This window comes from Cyclobacterium sp. 1_MG-2023 (assembly GCF_030546805.1).
Taxonomy (GTDB): domain Bacteria; phylum Bacteroidota; class Bacteroidia; order Cytophagales; family Cyclobacteriaceae; genus Cyclobacterium.
In genome coordinates this window covers 57420-76227 of the sequence record NZ_JAUOPC010000013.1, presented here as the reverse complement: position 1 = coordinate 76227, position 18808 = coordinate 57420, and the positions used below count along the sequence as shown (strand labels likewise).

Here is an 18808-nt window from a genome sequence, read left to right as displayed (position 1 = left end):
TGGGTCGGATTATTATTCTATTAAATTATTTGTAAATCCCGAGTTTGCTGAATATATTTGCTTTATTGTATTTCAAATACATTAAAACGATTTATAGTTTTTCACCGGTGGTTTACAAGTCATAGTATGGAGAAATTTTTACGAGAAGGGGGTGAGCCGGAATTTTTATCAAGAAGATTAAGTGGCTATATCACTCCCGATGGAAGGATTTTTCTCAGTGATGGTTTTAACCTTTTAATAAAGCGAGGATTTGATCTCGTTTTCTCATTGTTTTTTATCGTTTTGATAATGTCTTGGTTATTTCCAATAATAGCGCTAATTATAAGGTTAGAGTCTAAAGGCCCCATTATTAATAAGCAACTGAGGCATGGGAGAGGAAATAAAACTTTTAGGTGTTACAAGTTCAGGACCATGGTAAAGTATCAAGAAGATGCTGATAATCGGGTTACTCAAAATGATTTTCGTATTACTAGTTTTGGTAAATTTTTAATAAAGTCAAGTTTAGGTGATATTCCTCAGTTTATCAATGTCTTTTTAGGGGATATGTCAGTGATAGGGCCTAGGCCTCATGCAGTACCTATGAATTATATGTATTCAAAAGACATAAGTAATTATATGTTTAGACATATTGTGAAGCCTGGAATTTCTGGATTGGCTCAGGTTAAGGGTTTTAGTGGAGAGATATCTAGCTTTTATGATATTTATGGCCGAATAAAATTAGATCATTTTTATATTAGGAATTGGTCATTAATGTTGGATTTCAAAATTTTGTTCTGGACTATTGGTTCCTTTTTTAAGATGAATGGGCATTCCTATTGATTTTTGTGACTATTGTTTGTAAATATTTCTTTTAGGTAAATCTTATGTTTTACTGTTTTAATTAGAAATAAAGTACTTGTTTTTATTCCAAGGTCTTATGTTTCTTTTGGATCTCATTTCATTTACAGTTGATTGATGCACTTTTAAATCCATAAAAATGAATTTTAAATACAAAAAAAAGAATTTTAATAAATTTTTTTGCTTAAAATCCTTGCATTGCGAAAAATGCTTTATATATTTGTAAAAATGTATTTCAGATATACATAAATGTTTTTTAAATAAGTAATAAGGTTTTTGTGAGGATTCGTAAAGATTGTTAGAGATGGAAAATGTTTTAGTAGACCAAAAATTTGGTCGAACCTTAGAAGAGAAAAATTTTGTAAAAGCTCCAATCCGTAAAGAAATTGAGATTCTGTATGGTCAAAACGACAAATACAGTAAAAAAATGTTAAAAAGGATTTTTGATATTGGGGTTTCTATTTTTACTTTAGTATTTGTTGTGTCTTGGCTATTTCCAATTATTGCAATTTTAATTAAGTTGGATTCCAATGGGAGTGTTTTTTTTAAACAATTAAGGCACGGTAAAAACAACCAGTTGTTCTATTGCTATAAGTTTAGGACAATGGTTAAAAATAATGATGCCGATACCAAGCAAGCTACGGTAAATGATGCCAGGATTACTCGAATTGGGAAGTTTTTGAGAAAATCAAGCCTTGATGAATTGCCCCAGGTTTTTAACGTGATCTTGGGAGACATGTCAATTGTTGGGCCTAGACCTCAAGCAGTTCCTATGAATATTGAGTTTGCTAAAGAAATAGACAATTTCATGTCCCGACATCAGGTTAAGCCTGGTATTACAGGATTGGCTCAAAGCAAAGGCTATAGAGGGGAGATTTCAAGTTATAGTGAATTGTATTCTCGATATAGGTTAGATAATTTTTATGTAAGAAAATGGAATCTAATTTTTGATATAAAAATAGTTGTTGAGACGGCAGTATCTTTGATGTCTAAAAGCGACAAAGCATATTAAGCGATTTTTGAAAGAATGTAACAGCTAAAAAGTGATTAAATTACAATTCATATTTTTTTTTAAAAGTATCTAAATCATATTTGGGGAATTAAAAGAAGCGTTTACGAAAACCAATAAGCCCAAAATGATAAAATAGCTTGAAGTGGAGATGAGGCTGGTTTACCATAGTACTTTATAGGAGAGTCTTAATTTGAGTTTCATCGTGGTGATTATTATTTTACTAGGATTTAAGTTTAGGAGACAGGATTGGATTTTTTAAGTACCAAGTGAGTAATGGTAAAAGCCGAATAAGCCATTATTCTATTAAATTATTTATTCTCAGTTCTTATTGTTCTGATAATTAAGTAACTTGCGGGGTGTTTAAAGAATTGTCTATTATAATATTTTTGACTTTTTTCCCAATTTGATCATTTAGTAGCTTGAACCCATTAAACAGTTTTATTAACAAATGAGATACAATAGCTTAATTAGAATTCTGACTTTTATTATTTTCTTTTCGGGAATATTTGGTTGTGCGAAAAGAAACTTGGTTTATTTCAGTGATATTGAAACTGGAAGTAGTTATTCTACAAATATTAGTCAAGTTGAGGAACCGATTATCCAAAGTGGTGATTTAATTAAAATTGTGGTAAGCACTCAGAGTCCGGAGTCAAATTTACTTTTTAATTCAGGTGTGATTTCAAATGACTCGCAGAGTAGGATGATGAATCAGCAATTGCCTACGAATGAAGGATATCTTGTAGACAAAAATGGACAAATTAACTTTCCTGTATTAGGGAAAATTGATATTGCAGGTTTTACGAGGGAAGAAGCTACCTTGAAAATGACTGAGCTACTAGAAGAATATGTAAAAGATCCAATTATCAATATCCAATATCTGAATTTTAAGATTACGGTAATTGGCGAAGTAACTAATCCCAACACCTTCACTTTGGCTACAGATAGAATCAGTATCCTAGAAGCCTTAGGTTTAGCGGGAGATATGACGCAGTATGGTAAGAGAGAAAACGTGCTTTTGATTCGGGATCAAGATGGTGTAAGAAAGGCAGTTAGGCTAAACTTAAATGACAAAGCAATTTTAAATTCCCCCTATTTTATGCTTCAGCAAAATGACGTTTTGTATGTAGAGCCGGATAAAATCAAATCTGTTCAAGCAAGCACCAATCAACGGTCTTTGACTATTTTGAGTATTTTGGTATCTTTTGGAGTTTCACTGATGTTTAATTTACGGTATATCCTTAGCGAGTAAAAAGTTTTACCACATCTTTTTTATAAAATTAACCTGGTTGTAAACCATCGGTTCAAATTGTGAACCTTATGAAAAAATCTGATATTTTATCCGATCTATTGTTGGATGGATTTATTGACCAAGACGCAAGACCTATGGATTTTAAATTGATAATATTGAGCTACTTAAAATATTGGTGGTTGTTTTTGCTATCCGTTATTTTATTTTTAAGTCTGGCCTTTGCATACTTGTTCTTTTCTACACCTTTATATAGTATATCTAGCTCTATCCTTATTAAAATTGATGGGGGATCCGATTTCACGCAAAATACAGTTTACAGCGAATTGGAGGCTTACGAGACTAACAAACAGGTGGAAAATGAAATGGAAATATTGGCTTCTTATAGCTTGATGAGAGATGCCGTTGAAGAATTGCCACTTGACTATTTTTTCTATACTGAAGACAAATATTCTAGGATGAAGGAGCTGTATGGGGCCAATGTGCCTGTTACAGTAAAAACATTGTTAAAAAAACCGGATGTTGGTCAGTATCCGGAAGAAGTAAGAATAAGTGTAAATTTGTTTGACGACCATCTTATTTTAATTCAAGAGGATGAAAAAAAGAAAGCTTACCAATACGGTGAATTAATTGAAAACTGGTATGGTGAGATAAAAATAAATAAATCGGAGAATTACCAAGGTGAGATGCCGGAACTTCTCCATATTTATTTTAAAAATAAAGACCAAGTTGCAGGATTGTACAAGGGTAGAATACAGGTTAATTTATCTCAAAGGTTTGCCTCTGTTTTTAATATCTCATTGGTAGATGCTGTTCCCGAAAAAGGGCAAGATGTATTGAATAAGTTGATCGAACAATATAATCTTCAGGCAGTTAAAGAGAAAAACGTTACAGCTAGTAATACCATTGATTTCATAAATTCTCAGTTGGATACTTTAATGAAGGAATTAAATAGTATTGAAAGGAGAATTGAAGAATATAGAAGGTCCAACAATATATCTGATATGGGAACCGAGAACTCTCTTATGGTTCAAAATAGTAAAGATATTGAAACGCAACTTTCAGATATTAAAACCCAAATGGAGGTTTTGGACTACTTGGAAGAATATCTAAGGGACCCCGCAAGCTCTGGTATAGAGGTAGCTTCAAATTTATCCATTATTGATGAGACATTGACGAATTTAGTTGATGAGTTTAACCGTCTTCAAAATGAAAGACAACGCTTATTACGGACAGTTCAACCAAACAACCCTTTGGTAACGACCATTGAAGGACAACTTGAGAACCTGAAGAATAATATTGGTACAAATATCTCCAATATGAAAAACGGTTTAAGAATTGAAAGTCAAAATCTCAAATTTAATTTGGATCAAATCAATAGTAGAATTTCAAATGTACCTGAAATTGAAAGGGGTTTATTAGAGTTGTCAAGGGAGCAAAGTAGGAAACAAACACAGTACAATTACCTTCAATCCAAAAAAGAAGAAGCAAATTTATCTTTGGCAACGACAACTGTTTCAAATGCCCGAGTGATAGATAAAGCCGCCTCAAGTGGCTCTCCCGTCAAGCCAAATAAAATGGTGATTTTGGGAATGGCTCTCATTGTAGGATTTATTTGTCCCTTAGGAATTGTTTATATAAAAAATGCATTGAATAGTAAAATTACCCACAAGTCTCAGGTACAAGATATTACTGAAGTTCCCATTTTATCCGAAATAAGCAACTACCCTAATGGAGGGGAGTTACTGGCTATTTCTGAAAAGAGAAGGACACCTATTGCTGAGCAATTCAGATTGCTAAGAACAAATCTAAAGTTTGTGTCTGATGGAAAAAAGGAAAGGGTCTTAATGATTACTTCTAGCATAAGTGGAGAGGGAAAGACGTTTTTTAGTTTAAACCTCGGTGCAAGTTTGAGCATTGCCAAAAAGAAAGTGGTAGTGCTAGAGTTTGATCTGCGGAAACCTGCTCTTCTCAAGAGTGTAAACATGAAAACAAAGCTCGGGATTGCTGATTATTTATCGAATGATGATGTTAGCATAGATGATATTATTCTTGACTTTAAAAAAGTGGATGGGCTATCCCTAATTGGATGTGGAAATATACCTGAGGATCCTGCAGAATTGACTTTAGGGGATAAGGTTGAAGTACTAATAAATCACTTGAAAGAAAGATTTGATTATATTATTATAGATACAGCTCCTGTGGGAACGGTGACAGATGCCTTCAATTTAGCTCCCTATTGTGACAGGACTTTATTCATGGTTCGATACAATTTTACAAAAAAAGAGAACCTTATTTTTATGGAAGACATTGACATTAAAAATAAGCTAAGAAATACTTCATTGGTGATGAATGATGCCAAACAAACCAATGGCTATTATGGTTACTCATACGGTTACTATCCAGAGGATAAAAAGACTGCGAAAAGTTCTGTGTGATTTTTTAAGCTTTTATTTATATTTTTCTATTTCGAATGAAAAAATTATTTTCATCTATTTACCAATACTTTAACAAATTTCTTGTTAAAGGTAATGCTCGAACTGTTCTTGCTAAAAAGAATATTATTGGTTCTATATTGATTAAAGGAGGGAGTATTGCTGTTAGTTTGGTAATGGTACCCCTAACCATTGACTATGTAAATCCTACTAGGTATGGAATATGGTTGGCATTAAGCTCTATTGTAGGCTGGTTTAGCTTTTTTAATGTTGGCATGACCCATGGTTTAAGAAATAAATTTGCTGAAGCCAGAACTAAAGGGGATAAAGAAGCTGCTAGGATGTATATTAGTACAACTTATGCGGTATTAACGATAGTGTTCACTTCCGTTTGGTTGGTGTTTTTAATCATAAACCCCTTCTTAGATTGGGTTGAAATTTTGAACGCTTCCTCTGAGATGAGGATGGAACTGTCCATTCTAGCCATCATTATTTTTACTTATTTCTGTATGCAATTTGTATTGAAAATTATCAATACATTAGTAACGGCAGACCAGGCTCCTGCAAAAGCTTCACTTATCAACTTCCTTGGCCAAATTATTTCATTGCTGGTAATCGTAGTGTTGGTTTATACTACCGAGGGGTCACTTGTTAATCTTGGCCTTGCATTATGTATTGCTCCTGTAGCAGTACTTATTTTAGCCAACTTTTTCTTTTTCAAAACGGACTATAAAGAGTTTAAGCCATCCATTAAGCATGTCAATTTATCCCAATCCAAAAATTTATTTAGTTTGGGCCTAGTGTTTTTTGTAATTCAAATAGCGAGTTTAATTCAATATCAAACATCCAATATAATAATTGCTCAAAGTTTCGGGCCATATGAGGTGACGACCTACAACGTAGTCTATAAGTACTTTAATGTATTAGGGATGGGTTTTGGTATATTTCTGACACCTTTTTGGTCAGCCTCTACCGATGCATTTTTTAAGAATGATATCAATTGGATAAAAAAAGCAACGATTAAATACTTGCAAATCGGATTATTATTTGTCTTGGGTGGAGTAATAATGTTGTTTGTATCTGATACGGTTTACAGGGTTTGGCTAAAAGGGCAAGTTGACATTGATTTTACACTTTCATTGTGGGGGTTATTGTTTTTTACCTCCTTTATGTTTGCTAGTATATTTGTGAATTTTTTAAACGGGATTAGTGCACTTAAGATACAGTTTTGGGCAAGCCTTATTAGCCCATTGGTATTTATTGGCTCGGCTTATTTGCTGATTGATTATTATGGTATGGGAGTACACGCACTTTTTATCTCCTCCCTTATAGCCAGCTTTAATGGAATAATTGTTGCCCCACTGCAATATTACCTTATTATATACAAGAAAAAGAAAGGAATATGGATCAGGTAGACGGTGAAATGACTATGACAAAATCAAATCAATTGATAGACGGGGAGCAAAAGAAGCGTGTTGTTCATTTGCAATATGGTTCTAGTCCATCGGGTAACTATGTATTAAGGTATCATGAAGCTTTTTTAGAGCGCGGTTTAGAATCGTATGTACTCTCTTTAAATTCCAATGTTCATGGTGATCCAAGGGTTCAAACCGTTGGAAAAAAAGGAGTACTCATAAGAAAAGTAAATCAAAAAATTCAGGATTTTGTTACCAGAAAAAGAGATAAAAAAACCGGAGGGTTTGCCCTATCTTTATTTGGGAGTGATATAAGCAAACATCATTGGATAGAAAAAGCGGATTTTATTTATGTCCATTGGATTCTTGGAGGATTTTTGAGTATTGATGGTTTAGAGAAACTTGCCAAATTAAATAAACCAATGATTTTGGTTATGCATGATATGTGGACCATTACAGGGGGCTGTTTTCATAGTTTCGATTGTCAGAAATTTTTAACCCATTGTGGGAACTGCCCCATGTTTCCGGAGGAGAAGGAAAAAGACTTGTCTTATAAACAGTTTGATGAGAAACTGAAATTTTATTCTGACTATGATAACTTATTTTTTGTTGCACCAAGTAAGTGGCTTTATAATCTTGCCACGAAAGGCGCATTGCTCAAGAATAAGCCTGTATTTCGAATCCCAAACCCATTGGATACAAACCTATTCAAGCCATTTGAAAAGAAGGTTGCCAAAAAGGTTTTGAACATTGACAAATACCAACATGTGATTTCATTTGGTGCCAATAAAATTACTAGTCCTTATAAAGGTTGGAAATACCTGATGGAGGCATTAAAAAATTTAAAAAACAACAATCCCGATCTTGATGTATGCCTTTTAATTTTTGGTAGTGGGCCCAATAAAGAAATTCAGGAGGCCATTCCATATCCATGTAAGTTTATGGGCTTTATAACTGATGATTATACAACAAATCTTGTTTATAATGCCTCAAATGTGTTTGTCGCTCCTTCTTTGGCAGATAATTTACCAACAACCATCTTAGAAAGTTTGGCTTGTGGAACTGCTGTGGTTGGGTTTGATGTTGGAGGAATTCCGGACATGATTGCTCACAAGAAAAATGGGTACTTGGCAAAGTATAAAGATGAAAAAGATCTATCTAATGGATTAAACTATTGCCTTTCTAATGAACTGGGGGGATACTTGTTACCGGAGTTTCAAAAAGCTGAAGTAATAAACCAGCACATTAATCTAATGCAAAAAGCCGCCAAGAATTAAGTTTTGTGGGAAAAGTAGAGAAATATAATGACTCATTAAAGCAATTTTTGCAGTACGATAGGAACGAACTTATCGCAATGAATGTATTTTGGCTCGGATTCATTACCTATATCGCTAGTTCCACTATACTTTCTACTAAGGAAATGCCTTTTATGCTGTTTCAGCCCCTTCAATTGTTGGGTCTGGTCGCCATATTTGCCTCTAGTACCTATCTTATCAAGCCTTTTTTTGAGACAGAATACCTTAAAATATTTTTCTTCCTTTTTGCTTTTTGGGCTATAATAATCTTGTTAAGAGGTGTTTCCTTTAACAAAGACGTTTTGAAATTGATTTTCCTAAACCCATGGTTTGGAGGGATGTTTTATTTAGTGCCTTTGATCTTATTGTTTAGAAGAAATTTCTTGTTGTACAAAAAGGTTTTCTCGGCAATTCTTATTCTAAGTGTTATTTTTCTTTTGTATAGCTTAATGTTTCGGGGAATATTAACAGAAGTAATTCCTGATGATAGAAACCGAAGTGTAGTGGAATATTTCACTAAATCATTGGGAATTACGGCCCTGTTTATTCTTTTTACTCAAATGTACCATTCAAAATCCAAGAACCTAATTGCTTTTGTAACAGTTTTGGTTGTTTTGGTTTTAGGCGTATTTCAGGCAAGGAGGGGAGTTTTATTTATGGGGGTGTTGGGATTGCTTTTTGCCGGATACCTTTATTTTATAAGTGCCAAGTCTAAGCTTTTGTCCGGAACTTTGCTTGTAGGCTTGCTATTAGCTGCCATCGTTGGTGGGGTTTATGTTTTTTTTAATGTTGAACTTGAAGCCTTGTATTACTTGCAAGATAGGGGAGTGACAGATACCCGAACCGGTATTGAGGTTTATTTCTATAAGGATATGCAAGGCTTAGATTGGGTAATAGGCAGAGGTATGCTAGGTGAATATTATTGTCCGACAATGGGGCAAGGTAATTATAGAGGAACAGTGGAGACCGATTATCTCAATATGATCTTGAAAGGTGGTATTCTAAACTTAGGCTTATTATTGGTAATTCTTATTCCAGCCATATTTTTAGGATTGTTTCATTCCAAAAATTACTTAACAAAAGCATATGCATTGTGGATATTGTTCTGGTTAATTAATACACACCCTTCAACAGTCCAAGTATTTACAATGAACTATTTTCTGGTATGGATAGGTGTGGGTGTATGTTACTCCTCTTTCATTAGAAGTATACCTGAAGAATTGATGAAATCCTATTTTAAACCCGCAGAATAATTTGAGGGTAATTTGAAAAAAGATAATTTTAAAATGAAAAAGATTGCTATAGTTACCAAGCCGAATTACTCTAGTCCTAGAATTTTGGCCAATTGTTTACAGGCTGTTTTTTCTCAAACTGAGGGGATACAATCTGAAGTATTCCATAAGCTTTTTGTGTTCAAAAGACTTCTTGAATATAAGCGTGTGGCAAAGAACTATAATTTTTTTACATGGAAAGCCTATCAATTGATACATTATATTCAAGATCAATTGTTCCTTAGTAAATTGAAAAAATTCGATGCAGTAGTTATTGTTGAATGTAGCCCAAAGTGTTACCTTAATGATACTTTTGACTTTGTAAAATTAAAGCAAGAGTTAAAAGATATACCTATGATTTATCACGGGGTGTACTATTTAGGGAATGCACCCACAATGGTTTCTTACTTGGACGCTGGAGGCCATCATCAGGAGGATATTTTTGATTGGCATCTTGCAGTGTCTGAAGTTACGGAAATTAGAAGTAAGCCCAAGGCTCCATGGAATCAAATAGGTCTTAATTTAAAGAGTACTGGTTTAGTCCCTGTTCCAAAAAAGGAGCACCTTGCTCTTATAGATTTTTATCGACCCGGTTATGAAGAAGCTAGAAATGAGCAAAAAAAGGCGCTCGAAGCAGTAGGGATTCCATATATTGAGTTGTCCGGTTCTTATACCATTGATGAGATAAGGGAAGTGTATAAAAAGGCTACGTTTTATTTTTTACAGTTCCCGGAGTCTTTTGGCTTGCCTATTGCAGAATGCTTAAGTTGTGGTGCCTATGTATTTACTCCCGACACCTCATGGGGAATGGCTTGGAGGCAAGATGAAGAAGTGGAAGTTCATGGTCCTGGTAAACTTGCTGATTGTTTTGTAGTGTACGACGGGCAGGAGGATTTGCAAAAGAAACTGTTACAATACAAAGCTGAATACGATTTAGAAAAAACACCGGAAGAAGTTTTTCAAATATTTACAGAGAATTACCCGGATTATTATTATGGAAATAAAAGAGAGTTGGATCAGTTTATCGACAAGTTGAAAAGTGGAGGGTTCTGAAAAAGCTTAACCTTCTTTTATTAATAATCAGTTTATTTTTATATGTATTTTCCAAAAGTATTAATTCTTAATCAACCATTTAATAATGTATCCGGAGGAGGGATTACCTTGTCTAATTTGTTTAAAGGTTGGGAGAAAGATCATCTTGCAGTAGCTTGTTTGGGGACTCTTTTTAACGAAAAGACGAGGATAGATATTTGTGATCAATACTATCAACTCGGGGAAAAGGAACATATCTGGAGGTTTCCTTTAAGCTTGATGAAAAGGAAGTATCCATCAGGGCCTATAAGAATAAATAAAGAAAAGAAAAATGTCCAAACTATTCAGAAATCACCTCTTCGGGTGAAACTTCTTAAAGAATACATCAACCCTGCTTTAAATTGGTTGGGAGTATCTGATTGGGCATCAACTATTCAGCTATCCCCTGAACTAAAAAAATGGCTTGATACCTATAATCCCGATGTGATTTATGCACAAGCCCAAAGAAGGGAAGCCATTATATTTTGTACCCTCGTCCAACAGTATTTAAATAAACCAATGGTATTCCATATGATGGATGATTGGATAGAAGTTTTACCAGAATATGGCATGCTTGGAGGGTATTGGCATAAAGTAGTCGATCAGGAATTTAGGGAAATGTTAGGCATTTGTGCCAGACATTTTAGTATTAGTGAGCCGATGGCTGAAGCTTATCAAAAAAGGTATGGTTATTCTTTTTCTACTTATCATAACCCCATAGAACTTGATTTTTGGAGTAAAAGTCAGCGGACAAACTTTGAATTTGGAGATAAAATCCAAATATTATATGCAGGTAGGATGGGCTTAGGGATTCAGAGTTCTCTAGAGACCATGGCAAAATGTCTGGAGGAAATTAACAAAGAAAGCTCAAGGTCTATTGAATTGGTGCTCCAGGTAGGACAGAAGCCAGATTGGATTGACAAATACAATTGTGTTATTCATCGGGGTTTCGTGCCTTACGAGGAACTGCCAAACCATTTTTCAGAAGCTGATATATTGTTTTTGCCCTATGATTTCACCCCATCTGCCAATGCTTTTATAAAGTATTCTATGCCTACAAAAGCATCAGAATATATGATTTGTGGCACACCGGTTTTGATTTTTGCTCCTGAAGATACCGCTTTGGTTACTTATGCGAAGGCCTACCAATGGGCCCAAGTAGTAACCAAAAATGAGGTAAAAGCTTTAAGGGAAGGCTTGTTGGAATTGATCAACAAGAAGCCTTTGCGGGAGGGGATTTCAAAGGCTGCTATTGAAATAGCAGAAGAGAGACATGATGCAACTAAGGTGAGGAAACAATTTAGGGAAGAACTTTCTGAATTAGTGAATCAGGAAAATCAATTAAAACCGTCTTAAAATGGCAGCTATTTTTTTATATCCAAAGATAGATAGGGTGATTGGGTCTCCCAATCCTTATATCTTCAATTTTCAAAAAGCATTGGCTAAAAATCACAATGTGGTAAATGCCAAGTCACCAAATCGGGGTATATTAAGCTTTTTTATACACTTTTTTAAAGCAGATTTATTTATCCTCAATTGGCCTGAAACCATTCCGGAGAAAAAGTTTGGAGGTGTTCAAAAAAAACTCTTCATGTTGTTTTTAAAGTTGGCAAAAACATACTCTAAAAAGGTTGTATGGATTTTACATAACAAAGGTTCTCACCATAAGGGGGATAACCCAGTGACAAAAAACATGTTTGATGTTCTCATGTCCCATTCAGATTATATAATTACACATTCCTATGCGGGTAAAGACTTCGTTTCGTCTGCTTATCCAAATTATATTTCTAAAGTACATGTTATTCCTCATCCTTTGACAGAAAAACTTGGGGAATACCGGCAAGGAGAAAAAACGTTTGATTTTCTTATTTGGGGGTCTATTTTCCCTTATAAGGGCATCGATGTGTTTTTAGATTACTTGAGAGAAACACCGGAACTAAAAAACGCAAAAGTATTAATAGTTGGAAGATGCTCTGATGCAAAATATAAAAGTAAAATTCTTTCAATTTTGCCCGAAAATGCTGAATTTAAAGATGAATTGTTGAGCTTGGAAGATATTACAGCTTATTCAGCTCAGGCACGATTTACCTTATTTACTTATAAATCTCAAACAGTAATAAGTTCCGGTTCATTAATAGACAGCATACGAATGGGGGCCATTATTTTAGGTCCGGATCACGGGGCATTTAAAGACATGAAAGATTTGGCATTTATGCACACCTTCACAGATTTTAATGAAATTCCTAAGATAATCTCTGAGTTCAATCCTGGTGATGAACAAATAGAAAGAGATAGAAACACTTTTATGAATCAAAACACCTGGTCTAATTTCGTTGAGAAAATTGGAAATATTACAGGTATCTAAACATTATTTAATTTATTCTTTAAAGCAATGAAACAAGTTATTCAAAATTTTAAAACTGGAGAGCTTTATGTAGATGAGGTTCCTGTTCCTGCAATTTCTGAAGGGATGGTATTGGTTGAAAACGAGTATTCACTTATAAGTGCCGGTACCGAAAGAAGTACTGTTAAGGTGGCCCAGGCAAGTTTGATAGGGAAGGCCAAGCAAAGGCCTGATCTAGTGGCTCAAGTTATTCAGAATATCAGGAAAGAAGGTTTTTCTGCTACGATGAGTAAAGTTAGAACCAAGCTTGATTCATTAAAGGCTTTGGGGTACAGTACTTCCGGAAAAGTAATTGCCTCCATGGATAATAATGGGGCATTTAAGCCCGGTGATAGGGTTGCTTGTGCCGGTGCAGATTATGCTTCTCACTCTGAAGTGATTTCTGTTCCCCAAAACTTGGTAACCAAAATACCGGAAAATGTAAGTTCGGACGAGGCTGCTTTTACTACCTTGGGTTCCATAGCTCTTCAGGGAGTTAGACAAGCTGATCCTAAGTTAGGTGAAAAAGTTTGTGTGATTGGTTTAGGTTTACTTGGTCAAATTACTGTCCAACTACTAAAAGCCAATGGCTGTTCAGTTTTTGGAATAGACATGTCTGAAAAGCTGATAGAATTGGCCAAAGAATCAGGTGCAGGTCAGTCCATGCACAGAAATGATTCCAATTTAATAGCAGCCTGTGAGAATTTCACTAACGGTAGAGGTTTTGATTCTATAATCATTACTGCTGCAACGCCAACAAATGATCCCATTGTGCTTTCTACTGAAATTGCAAGGAAAAAAGGTAAGATAATAGTGGTGGGTGCAGTGAAGATGGAAATCCCTAGAGAACCTTATTTTTATAAAAATGAGCTTGAACTTAAAATTTCATGTTCTTATGGGCCGGGAAGGTACGATGTGGATTATGAGGAATTGGGTAAAGATTACCCTTTTGCCTATGTACGCTGGACCGAGCAAAGGAATATGGAAGCATTCTTGGATTTGATTGCTGCGAAAGCCATTAATATAAAACCACTGATTACCCATTTATTTGATATCGACGAGGCGGAGAAAGCCTATGATATTGTGATGGGAAAGGTACAAGAACCACATATTGGGATATTGTTAAAGTACCAAGAATCTGCATCCAAGCTTGAGTCCATAACGAAAGTAAATAATGAACCTATTAAAGAGATCAATGCAGGCTTTATAGGTGCAGGAAGCTTTGCACAGAGTTATTTGATTCCGAATGTTAAATCTTGGGGAGGTTCATTAGATGGTGTGGTTACTTCTAAAGGAATAACTGCCAAGAGTGTCTCTGACAAGTTTAAGTTTAATTTCTGTTCTTCTGATGGAAAGGATGTGTTGAGCAAAAAAGATATCAACACTATTTTTATTGCTACACCACATGTGTCTCATGCGCCATATGTGATTGAAGGATTAAAATCCGGAAAAAACGTTTTCGTAGAAAAACCTTTGGCAATGAACATGGAACAACTGAAAGAAGTAGTCCATGCAGAAAAATCAGCAGATAAATTATTGATGGTAGGTTTTAATAGGAGATTTGCTCCTGTTTCTGTTGAGCTGAAGAAAGAATTCATCAACACCGGGGAACCTCTTGTAATTAATATTAGAGTAAATGCCGGTTTTATACCAAAAGACCATTGGTCCCAGATTCCTGAAATTGGAGGAGGTCGTATTGTAGGAGAAGTTTGTCACTTTATTGATTTGATGCAGTATTTTACGGATTCTGAACCTGTTAAAGTGTATGCTGACTCCATTAATACTTCAAACGAGCAAATTACTTCTGCAGATAATATGGCAGTGACTGTCAAGTTTAAAAATGGTTCGGTTGGAAACTTAACCTATTTAGGTAATGGAGATAAGTCCTTGCCTAAGGAGAACATTGAAGTTTTTTCCGGAGGAAAAGTTGGGATAATCAATGATTTTAGAGCAGGAAGTCTTCATAAAGATAATAAATTGATTAAGCTTAAGTCCAGTGGGAAAGGGCATTTGGAAGAAGTACATCAATTTCTAGATCATGTGAAGGCAGGTAAAGAGAGCCCGATTTCTTTTGAATCGATCTGTCTCACCACACTGACTACATTCAAAATCTTAGACAGTCTCTCTACAGGGATGCCTCAAGATATAAGCCTTGAAGAAATACTGTCATAAAAGAATTCACATTTAGTGGTTTAATAAATTAAACAATAACTAAGGATGTGTTCCAAATTTTTGGGATACATCCTTAAGTTTAGTTTGATTTTTTTATGAGATAAGCGAGACAGTTTTAAAAATTACCCGATCACCCTATCGTGTCAATTTTTAGAAATTCAGAATGAGTAGGGAACTAGAAAAATAGAAATAATTTTTTGAACGAAGAATGAAATTAAACTGATGGAATTTATTGTTTACACCAATACCGAATGGGATGGACCTCCTAGAGCGAGACATCAATTATCTAATGCCTTGGCCAAAAGGTTTAAAGTGACATTTGTGGCTGCAAACACCATAGGTTTACCCGGGTTAAAAAGTGAAAAAGTTAAGGGTAATTTTGAATTGCTTACACCTTCTTTTCCATCGAGTTTTAGGTTAAGGTACCGTATGCCTGTTTTGAATGAAGCCTACCAGGTTTGGTTGTACCAAAAACTTAAAAAACATTTTGAAGGCAAGGATGTTATTTTTATTTGTACAGATTTTGGCGGACACCTGATCGGTAGATATTTCGAGAAATTTATCTACATGGCGAATGACGATTTTATCAACAATGTCAAAGTTCCGGGATGGATGAAAGCTTATACAACGTTTACACAGTCTAGGCTGGTAAAAACTGCAACATTTAATTTGGCCACTGCAAAAAAGCTGGTGAATGACTTTGCGGAAATTAATCCTAAATCTTATGAGTTACCCTTAGGAGCTCCCGAGTTTTCAAAGGTTGATATCAGCCAATTATCATTGGATAGGAAAGATGAAAAGGTGAAGGTGGTATTGCTTGGTTTCATTGATAAGAAAAAAACACCTCTGGTACTAATCAATAAAATACTAGAAATAGAAAATGTGGAGTTGCATTTGATTGGTCCCATCAAGGATGATTTTCTAGAGCATCTTGCTAAGACGGAAAAAGTAAAGGCTCACGGAGTGATGACGGGAGATCCTCTAAGTCTAAAATTATTGGAAATGGATGTGGCCATAGCTCCCTACTATATGGATGATCCTAATACAGGTAGGACGCCCAATAAAATGTGGCAATATTTGGCTACCGGGAGACCTGCTGTGATAACAAACTTGCCGAACGTAAGGCATTGGGAGTTTCCTGAAGGCACCGTTTACAAGGCCAATAATGACGAAGAATTTGTATCCTTCATTAAGCAGGCCTATCAGGAAAATACGATGGAATTGATAAAAGAAAGAATAAGCATAGCTTCTAATAATTCTTGGAGCAAAAGGGTCGATCAACTCTTGACTTATATAGAAAAGTATTATTAAAAGCTTGTATGGAATAGCTTAGTAGTGAATTGGGTTTTAATGAGATGAATGGCTTGACTCTTTCATCCATTGTTTCCATTGATTTAAGATAACTTCTCATTTGGCGAACGCTTAAGTGTTTTAAAAGGGGCCTCATGAATGGAAAATACTTGTATTGAATTGAGGATAAGAAGACTAAGGTGTGATGCCGTATGTTTTAACTTAAAAAAAATATTGTCCTAAGGAATGTTTTCTATAGGAAATGAGCAAATATTAACAAATGCTACCAAAAAAAAATACAATGAGTGAATCAATTGATTTTTTCAACTCCTTTAAGCAATTGTCTGCCTTTTGTTCCCGGGAGGAGTATAAGGGATATGACCCTTATGATAGTTTAAATAGTAAACTGTTTCAGGCAGTTCCTTTGCTCTCTAAATCAAGGTTTGCAAAACTTGCTTGGACTCAATTCTTTAAAAGAGCGCCTTTTAATTTAAGGCCTTTGGTTGGGGTGCCAAAAGAGTATAACCCAAAGGCATTGGGTTTATTTCTAACAAGTTATTGTAATTTGTATGAAATTGATTCCCAATCTGATTACTTGGACCAAATCAATTTCTTTGGAGATAGAATATTGGAACTTCAATCCAAAGGATGGAGTGGAAGCTGCTGGGGGTATAATTTTGATTGGCAGGCTAGGGCGTTTTTTCAACCAAAATATACACCGACGGTTGTTGCTACCACCTTTATCGCTTGTGCTTTACTTGATGCTTTTGCCATCACCAAACGAGAGGAGTTCTTTAAAGCTGCAAGAAGTGCTTGTGATTTTGTGTTAAAAGATTTGTACCGTACTTATGATGACAAAGGAGACTTTTCATTTTCCTATTCACCTTTAGATAAGAGTGTTGTGTTTAATGCTTCACTTTTAGGTGCTCGCCTCTTAAGTCGAGTGTATTCCATCTCCGGAGAAAAGGAATTGTTTGAGGAAGCAAAGAAAGCAGTCAATTTTGCATGTGGCTATCAGCAAGAAAATGGTGCTTGGAGTTATGGTACCTTGCCATTTCATCAATGGATTGATAATTTTCACACCGGTTATAACCTTGAATGTTTGTCTGATTATGCAAAGTTCACCGGGGACCAATCATTTGATGGCTATTTGAAAAAAGGCTTTGATTATTATATTCAAACATTTTTCACTGCTGAAGGAATTTCAAAATACTATAATAATAGTACTTATCCTGTCGATATTCATGCACCTACTCAATTACTAATTACGTTGAATAAGTTAGGTCAGTTTGAAGAATATAAAGAATTGGCCACTAGAGTCATGGGATGGACCATAGAAAACATGCAATCTCCCAAAGGGTATTTTTATTACCAAATCAACAAGCATTTTACATCGAGAATTCCATACATGCGCTGGGCCCAAGCTTGGATGTTTTTATCATTTACTGTTTTGTTTAAAAATGATAAGCGCCTTTATGGTGGTAATAGTGATGGCAATTGATTAACCATATCATATTTTTATAATAAGCCCAGAGTAAATTAATAAATAGATTGTTTAGATTATTAAAACTGAAGTCTGATGAAAGAGGTAAAAAGAATTAGTATTTGTAATGTCCCTGTGGATTCCCTTACGATGGAAGAAACAGTTGCATTGATAGATCAAAGCATCAGGAGAAAAGAAAATTTACATCACGTGGTGGTGAATGCAGCCAAACTAGTGAATGCTCAAAAGGACCCTGAATTGAAAGCATCAATAGTTGAGTGTGATATAATTAATGCTGATGGTCAATCCATTGTATGGGCAGCGAAATTTCTTAATGAGTATTTACCTGAAAGAGTTGCTGGTATAGACCTGATGGATAATTTGGTTGGGCTGGCAGCTAGGGAAAATTACAAGATATTTTTTCTTGGAGCCAAGGAAGATGTTGTAAACAAGGTGGTCAAAATTTATTCCGACAAATATTCACCGGAGATTATTGCAGGTTATAGGAATGGCTATTTTGGGAAAGAAGAGGAATTGGGAATTGCCAAGCAGATCAGGGATTCAAAAGCGGATATCCTATTCGTGGCCATGAGTTCTCCTAAGAAAGAAATTTTCCTAAATAAATACAAGGATGTCATGAATGTGCCTTTTATCATGGGAGTTGGGGGTAGCTTTGATGTGGTCTCAGGTAAAGTGAAAAGGGCTCCTGTATGGATGCAGAATATTTGCTTAGAATGGTTTTATCGTACCATGCAAGAACCTGGGAGGATGTGGAAGCGCTATCTTACAACTAATATTGCCTTTGTGAAATTACTCGTTACGGAACGGTTTTTTCCTGCCAATAAAAGCAAAACCTAGTAAAACCTAACCACCGAAATATTGAAAGTCAAGGAGAAAC

The 18808-nt window shown here is 35.1% G+C and carries 14 protein-coding genes; all 14 read left to right on the top strand.

Annotated features, from left to right (window positions below; genetic code table 11):
• Window positions 1-126: 126 nt before the first annotated feature.
• The 14 genes from Q4534_RS18975 (at window position 127) to Q4534_RS18910 (ending at window position 18768) form a co-directional block, all read left to right on the top strand.
• Entirely contained in the window at window positions 127-819 is a 693-nt protein-coding gene (locus Q4534_RS18975) for a sugar transferase (protein ID WP_303614731.1), read from the top strand.
• 322 nt (window positions 820-1141) lie between these two features.
• Window positions 1142-1849, top strand: coding sequence for a sugar transferase (locus tag Q4534_RS18970; RefSeq protein WP_303614730.1), 708 nt, complete (start codon window positions 1142-1144; stop codon window positions 1847-1849).
• A 448-nt stretch (window positions 1850-2297) separates the two neighbouring features.
• Window positions 2298-3098 (top strand): polysaccharide biosynthesis/export family protein, encoded by an 801-nt coding sequence (locus Q4534_RS18965; RefSeq protein ID WP_303614729.1) that lies wholly within the window; start codon window positions 2298-2300, stop codon window positions 3096-3098.
• A 68-nt stretch (window positions 3099-3166) separates the two neighbouring features.
• Window positions 3167-5533, top strand: coding sequence for a tyrosine-protein kinase family protein (locus tag Q4534_RS18960; RefSeq protein ID WP_303614728.1), 2367 nt, complete (start codon window positions 3167-3169; stop codon window positions 5531-5533).
• 35 nt (window positions 5534-5568) lie between these two features.
• Window positions 5569-6945 (top strand): MATE family efflux transporter, encoded by a 1377-nt coding sequence (locus Q4534_RS18955; protein WP_303614727.1) that lies wholly within the window; start codon window positions 5569-5571, stop codon window positions 6943-6945.
• A complete protein-coding gene (locus tag Q4534_RS18950) occupies window positions 6933-8222 on the top strand; it encodes a glycosyltransferase (RefSeq protein WP_303614726.1) in 1290 nt (429 codons plus the stop codon). Before Q4534_RS18955 ends, Q4534_RS18950 begins: the two co-directional genes overlap by 13 nt.
• A 77-nt stretch (window positions 8223-8299) precedes the next feature.
• Window positions 8300-9493, top strand: coding sequence for a hypothetical protein (locus tag Q4534_RS18945; protein ID WP_303614725.1), 1194 nt, complete (start codon window positions 8300-8302; stop codon window positions 9491-9493).
• Between the two features lie 33 nt (window positions 9494-9526).
• Window positions 9527-10564, top strand: a complete 1038-nt coding sequence (locus tag Q4534_RS18940; protein WP_303614724.1) for a hypothetical protein — start codon at window positions 9527-9529, stop codon at window positions 10562-10564.
• A gap of 42 nt (window positions 10565-10606) precedes the next feature.
• The gene (locus Q4534_RS18935) at window positions 10607-11938 is read left to right on the top strand and encodes a glycosyltransferase (protein ID WP_303614723.1); all 1332 of its coding nucleotides are present in this window, start codon (window positions 10607-10609) and stop codon (window positions 11936-11938) included.
• Between the two features lies 1 nt (window position 11939).
• A complete protein-coding gene (locus tag Q4534_RS18930) occupies window positions 11940-12947 on the top strand; it encodes a hypothetical protein (protein WP_303614722.1) in 1008 nt (335 codons plus the stop codon).
• A 27-nt stretch (window positions 12948-12974) separates the two neighbouring features.
• Window positions 12975-15137: a bi-domain-containing oxidoreductase gene (locus tag Q4534_RS18925; RefSeq protein ID WP_303614721.1), complete on the top strand. Its 2163-nt coding sequence runs from the start codon at window positions 12975-12977 to the stop codon at window positions 15135-15137.
• A 222-nt stretch (window positions 15138-15359) separates the two neighbouring features.
• Window positions 15360-16448, top strand: coding sequence for a glycosyltransferase (locus Q4534_RS18920; RefSeq protein WP_303614720.1), 1089 nt, complete (start codon window positions 15360-15362; stop codon window positions 16446-16448).
• A 280-nt stretch (window positions 16449-16728) separates the two neighbouring features.
• Window positions 16729-17928 (top strand): delta-aminolevulinic acid dehydratase, encoded by a 1200-nt coding sequence (locus Q4534_RS18915; RefSeq protein WP_303614719.1) that lies wholly within the window; start codon window positions 16729-16731, stop codon window positions 17926-17928.
• Between the two features lie 78 nt (window positions 17929-18006).
• Window positions 18007-18768 carry a WecB/TagA/CpsF family glycosyltransferase gene (locus Q4534_RS18910; RefSeq protein WP_303614718.1) on the top strand — a complete coding sequence of 254 codons (762 nt, stop codon included), beginning with the start codon at window positions 18007-18009 and terminating at the stop codon, window positions 18766-18768.
• Window positions 18769-18808 lie beyond the last annotated feature (40 nt).

What these genes read in the sequence shown, in the direction of transcription:
- Q4534_RS18975 (WP_303614731.1), top strand. Translation starts at nt 127, where the DNA reads ATGGAGAAATTTTTACGAGAAGGGGGTGAGCCGGAATTTTTATCAAGA.
- Q4534_RS18970 (WP_303614730.1), top strand. Translation starts at nt 1,142, where the DNA reads ATGGAAAATGTTTTAGTAGACCAAAAATTTGGTCGAACCTTAGAAGAG.
- Q4534_RS18965 (WP_303614729.1), top strand. Translation starts at nt 2,298, where the DNA reads ATGAGATACAATAGCTTAATTAGAATTCTGACTTTTATTATTTTCTTT.
- Q4534_RS18960 (WP_303614728.1), top strand. Translation starts at nt 3,167, where the DNA reads ATGAAAAAATCTGATATTTTATCCGATCTATTGTTGGATGGATTTATT.
- Q4534_RS18955 (WP_303614727.1), top strand. Translation starts at nt 5,569, where the DNA reads ATGAAAAAATTATTTTCATCTATTTACCAATACTTTAACAAATTTCTT.
- Q4534_RS18950 (WP_303614726.1), top strand. Translation starts at nt 6,933, where the DNA reads ATGGATCAGGTAGACGGTGAAATGACTATGACAAAATCAAATCAATTG.
- Q4534_RS18945 (WP_303614725.1), top strand. Translation starts at nt 8,300, where the DNA reads ATGAATGTATTTTGGCTCGGATTCATTACCTATATCGCTAGTTCCACT.
- Q4534_RS18940 (WP_303614724.1), top strand. Translation starts at nt 9,527, where the DNA reads ATGAAAAAGATTGCTATAGTTACCAAGCCGAATTACTCTAGTCCTAGA.
- Q4534_RS18935 (WP_303614723.1), top strand. Translation starts at nt 10,607, where the DNA reads ATGTATTTTCCAAAAGTATTAATTCTTAATCAACCATTTAATAATGTA.
- Q4534_RS18930 (WP_303614722.1), top strand. Translation starts at nt 11,940, where the DNA reads ATGGCAGCTATTTTTTTATATCCAAAGATAGATAGGGTGATTGGGTCT.
- Q4534_RS18925 (WP_303614721.1), top strand. Translation starts at nt 12,975, where the DNA reads ATGAAACAAGTTATTCAAAATTTTAAAACTGGAGAGCTTTATGTAGAT.
- Q4534_RS18920 (WP_303614720.1), top strand. Translation starts at nt 15,360, where the DNA reads ATGGAATTTATTGTTTACACCAATACCGAATGGGATGGACCTCCTAGA.
- Q4534_RS18915 (WP_303614719.1), top strand. Translation starts at nt 16,729, where the DNA reads ATGAGTGAATCAATTGATTTTTTCAACTCCTTTAAGCAATTGTCTGCC.
- Q4534_RS18910 (WP_303614718.1), top strand. Translation starts at nt 18,007, where the DNA reads ATGAAAGAGGTAAAAAGAATTAGTATTTGTAATGTCCCTGTGGATTCC.